This is a genomic window from Rhizorhabdus sp. (genome assembly GCF_018006725.1).
Classification (GTDB): domain Bacteria; phylum Pseudomonadota; class Alphaproteobacteria; order Sphingomonadales; family Sphingomonadaceae; genus Rhizorhabdus.
On record NZ_JAGMXV010000377.1, the window covers coordinates 1 to 3510 of the forward strand.

4 protein-coding genes and 1 pseudogene are annotated in these 3510 nt (G+C 68.3%); 4 read left to right on the top strand and 1 reads right to left on the bottom strand.

Annotated features, from left to right (window positions below):
• A partial coding sequence (locus tag KAY22_RS26320) for a circularly permuted type 2 ATP-grasp protein (protein WP_296626041.1) occupies nt 1–1476 on the top strand: 1476 nt, incomplete at its 5' end.
• A gap of 23 nt (nt 1477–1499) precedes the next feature.
• Nucleotides 1500–2378, top strand: coding sequence for a transglutaminase family protein (locus KAY22_RS26325; protein ID WP_296626042.1), 879 nt, complete (start codon nt 1500–1502; stop codon nt 2376–2378).
• Here KAY22_RS26325 and KAY22_RS26330 read toward each other — a convergent pair.
• A complete protein-coding gene (locus tag KAY22_RS26330) occupies nt 2375–2821 on the bottom strand; it encodes a DUF3429 domain-containing protein (protein WP_296626043.1) in 447 nt (148 codons plus the stop codon). The two genes, KAY22_RS26325 and KAY22_RS26330, sit on opposite strands and share 4 nt — an antisense overlap.
• Nucleotides 2822–2934: 113 nt before the next feature.
• On the opposite strand from KAY22_RS26330, the gene KAY22_RS26335 reads away from it, so the two are divergent.
• Nucleotides 2935–3315: a DUF393 domain-containing protein gene (locus tag KAY22_RS26335; RefSeq protein ID WP_296626044.1), complete on the top strand. Its 381-nt coding sequence runs from the start codon at nt 2935–2937 to the stop codon at nt 3313–3315.
• A pseudogene (locus KAY22_RS26340) lies at nt 3312–3510 on the top strand (AarF/ABC1/UbiB kinase family protein); the annotation flags it as partial. The gene KAY22_RS26335 and the pseudogene KAY22_RS26340, both read left to right, overlap by 4 nt.

Sequence of the window (3510 nt, forward strand, 5' to 3'; positions counted from 1 at the left end):
GATCTGATCCTGCCGAACATCGCGACATGGTGGTGCGGGCAGGACGTACCCCGCGCGCAGGTCGAAGCGCGGCTCGACGAACTGCTGATCGCGCCCGCCTTCAGCGAAACTCCGGTCGGGCTGAAGCGCGGACGCCCGGTTCTCGCCTCGACGCTCTCGGACGAAGACCGCGCCAGGCTGGTCGAGGATATGCGCCGGCGGCCGATGGACTATGTCGGGCTGGAGGATGTGCACCTGTCGACCGCGCCGGTGGTGCTCGACGGACAATTGGTGCCGCGCCCCTTCACGCTGCGCGTGTTCGCGGCACGCGACGCCAATGGCGAATGGACGGTGATGCCCGGCGGCTTCGCGCGGATCGGTGACGAGTCCGACGCCCGCGCGACGGTGATGGGCGAGGGGGCCTTCTCGGCCGATGTCTGCATAGTCGGCAACCGCGCGGTTGAACCCGTGTCGCTGCTGCCGCAGAAGCTGCCGATCCGGCGCAATCCCGGCACGCTGCCGAGCCGGGCAGCCGACAATCTCTTCTGGCTCGGTCGCTATCTGGAGCGTGGCGAAGCGACGCTGCGCCTGATCCGCGCGACGCTGGGCGGATCGATAGTGGCCGATGGCGGGGCTGCGCTGGTCCCGCTGACGCTCGACCGGCTAGGCAACATGCTGATAGCCTGCGGGGCTGCGGCACCCCTCGTTCACGAAGATGACGAGGATGAAGACGACCTGTTCGCCGAGGATATCGGCGAAACGCACGACCTGCGCGAGCTGGCGCTGCTGGCGCTCGATGGCGACAGCCCGGCGAGCGTGGCGACGCTGATGCGCCACGCCCGCAGCATCGCCAGCGGCACGCGCGACCGGCTGTCGGCCGATGTGTGGCGGCTCGTCGATGCGCCGCTGCCCAAGGCGCAGTCCGAGGATGCCGAGGCGACGCTGGCCCGTGCGATCGAATTGCAGGAGCGCTTCCTGGCGCTGGCGGGGCTTGCGGCCGAGAATATGGGCCGCACGGCCGGCTGGCGCTTCCATGATCTCGGTCGCCGGATCGAACGCGCCTTGTGGGGCTGCCGTCTGGTGCGCTGTTTCGGTGGCGACGATGCCTCGTCGGACGACCTGACGACGCTGCTCGACCTGTGTGACAGCCAGATCAGCTATCGCGCGCGTTATCTGACCGGCCTGTCGCTCGAACCGGTGCGCGACCTGGTGGCGCTCGACCCCTTCAACCCGCGCTCGGTCGCCTATCAGCTCGAGAAGATGGCGCTGCATTTCGGCCAGCTTCCCGCGCTCGGCGATGATGGCATGGCGGAGCCGCACCAGATGATCTTCTACCGCATCGACGCGGCGATCCGCACGGCGACCGCCGATACGCTCGACGCTGCGACAATGCTGGGGATCGAGAATATGCTGTCGGACCTGTCCAATGCGATCGGCAGCCGCTTCTTCCTGCAGGGCAGCGAGGGCCTGCGCATGGCCGGCATGACATTGGCCTGATCGGGGGCCTGATCGAGATGATAATGCGCTACAAGGTCAGCCACCGCACCCGCTTCCGCTATGCCCATCCGGTCGCCTTCGCCCGGTGCAACCTGCGGTTGCAGCCGGTCGAGTGGTCGGGGCAGACCGTGCACGATCATCGCCTGCAACTGTCCGCCGGTGCGCGGATCGTCGGTACCAAGCCGATCGGCTATCTGGGCCATGTCACCCGCATGGTGGTCGACAAGCCCTCGCGCGAGATCGTGATCGAGAGCATCTTCCGGATCGATGTCGACCGACCGACGCCTGAGCCCCGTACGGACGATCCGACGATCGCCGAGATCGCGGCGCTCGTGCGCGCCTCGACCGATCTTGGGCCGGAAGGACCAGCCAATTATATTTACCCTTCGCCGTCGATCCCGCTCGATCCCGAGATCACCGCCTGGTGCGCGGAGGATCTGGCGGCGGATCGTGGGATCGTGGAAGCGGGGCTTGCGCTCGCCACGCGGATTCACGCCAATTTCACCTATGATGGCAGCGCCACGGCGGTCGATACCGCACCGATCGAGGCGTTCGAGAAGCGGCATGGCGTCTGCCAGGACTTCGCCCAGATCATGATTGCGGGCCTGCGCGGCGTCGGGCTTCCGGCGGCCTATGTATCGGGCTACCTGCGCACGATCCCGCCGCCGGGCAAGACGCGCCTCGTCGGCGCCGATGCGACTCATGCCTGGGTCGTGATCTGGTGCGGTCCGGCGCGTGGCTGGATCGGCTTCGACCCGACCAATGCCTGCCTGGTCGGCAGCGACCATATCGTGACCGCCATGGGCCGCGACTATGCCGACGTTGCCCCGATCGACGGAGTCTTCACCGGTCAGGATGGTCAGAAGATAGACGTGGCCGTCGACGTCGAGCCGATCGACTAGGCAATTGCGAGCACGAGCGTCAGCACCCCCAAACCCGTCGCCATACGGATTCGCAGGCCGATCCAGCCTTCGGGCACGGCATAGCGTCGGGCGAGCAGGCGATCGACGAAGGGCGAGCCGAGCAGCAGCAGGCCGAGGATGACGAGGGAGGGGCCGGGCCAGCGCCAGCCGACGCACCAGGGCAGGAAAGTGGCCCAGGCCGCCAGGCTCGGCAAGACCGCCAGCAGATAGGGCCAGCTCGCGCGCTCATTCGCGAGCAGTGCCGCCATCCACCACAGGCCACCGAGGAATGACAGGATCAGACCGGCATAAAGGCAGCCGGCCGCGAGCGCGATCCAGCGGCCTTCCCCGCCGCCCAGTGCCATGACGACGCACAGCGCCTGCGGCAGGATGCCGGACAGGCCGAACAGGACGAGCGCGCGGGGGAGCGAAGTCGGAGCCATCGCCGGACCGTGGCGTTGAGCCTGCGATGAGCAACATGGTCTTTGGGGCAGGCGAGCGGCAATGGCCCAACGGGCAGGTCGCCGTGGAGCCGGGCAGGGTGCATGGCGGACCCATGGCTGACCTTTCCAGCAGCGCCGTCGACGCGAGCGCCCCAGCCGTGACTGTCTGGTATGATGGCGCCTGTCCCCTCTGTACGCGGGAGATTGCGCTGATGCGCCGGCTTGACCGCAAGGCGCATATCCGTTTCGTCGATGTCGCCGATCCTTCGTCCAGCTGCCCGCTCGACCGGTCGGAGCTGCTCGCGCGCTTTCATGCCGAAGAGCGGGGGCGGATGCTGTCGGGAGCGGCCGCCTTCGCGGCGATGTGGCGCGCCATTCCGCTGTTGCGGCCGCTGGGGCTGCTCGCGCGTCTCGGCCTGGTCGAACGGCTGCTGGAGCGGCTCTACATGCACTTCTTGCGCTGGCGACCGGCGCTGCAGAGGAGATTGAGATGAGCGAAGCCACCTATCGTCGCGTGCCGACGGCGCGGCTGTCGCGCTTTCTGTCGCTCGGCCAGATGGCGGGCGGGGTTGCCGGCGGCGTACTCGCCGAGGGCGCGCGGCGGCTGTCGCGGGGCGAGCGGCCGCAGCTGTCCGACCTGATCCTCACCCCGGCCAACGCCAGGCGCGTGACCGAGCAGCTGTCCCGGA

Excerpts from the sequence above, each read along its gene's own strand:
- KAY22_RS26325 (WP_296626042.1), top strand. The coding sequence starts at position 1,500 with ATGCGCTACAAGGTCAGCCACCGCACCCGCTTCCGCTATGCCCATCCG.
- KAY22_RS26330 (WP_296626043.1), bottom strand. The coding sequence starts at position 2,821 with ATGGCTCCGACTTCGCTCCCCCGCGCGCTCGTCCTGTTCGGCCTGTCC.
- KAY22_RS26335 (WP_296626044.1), top strand. The coding sequence starts at position 2,935 with ATGGCTGACCTTTCCAGCAGCGCCGTCGACGCGAGCGCCCCAGCCGTG.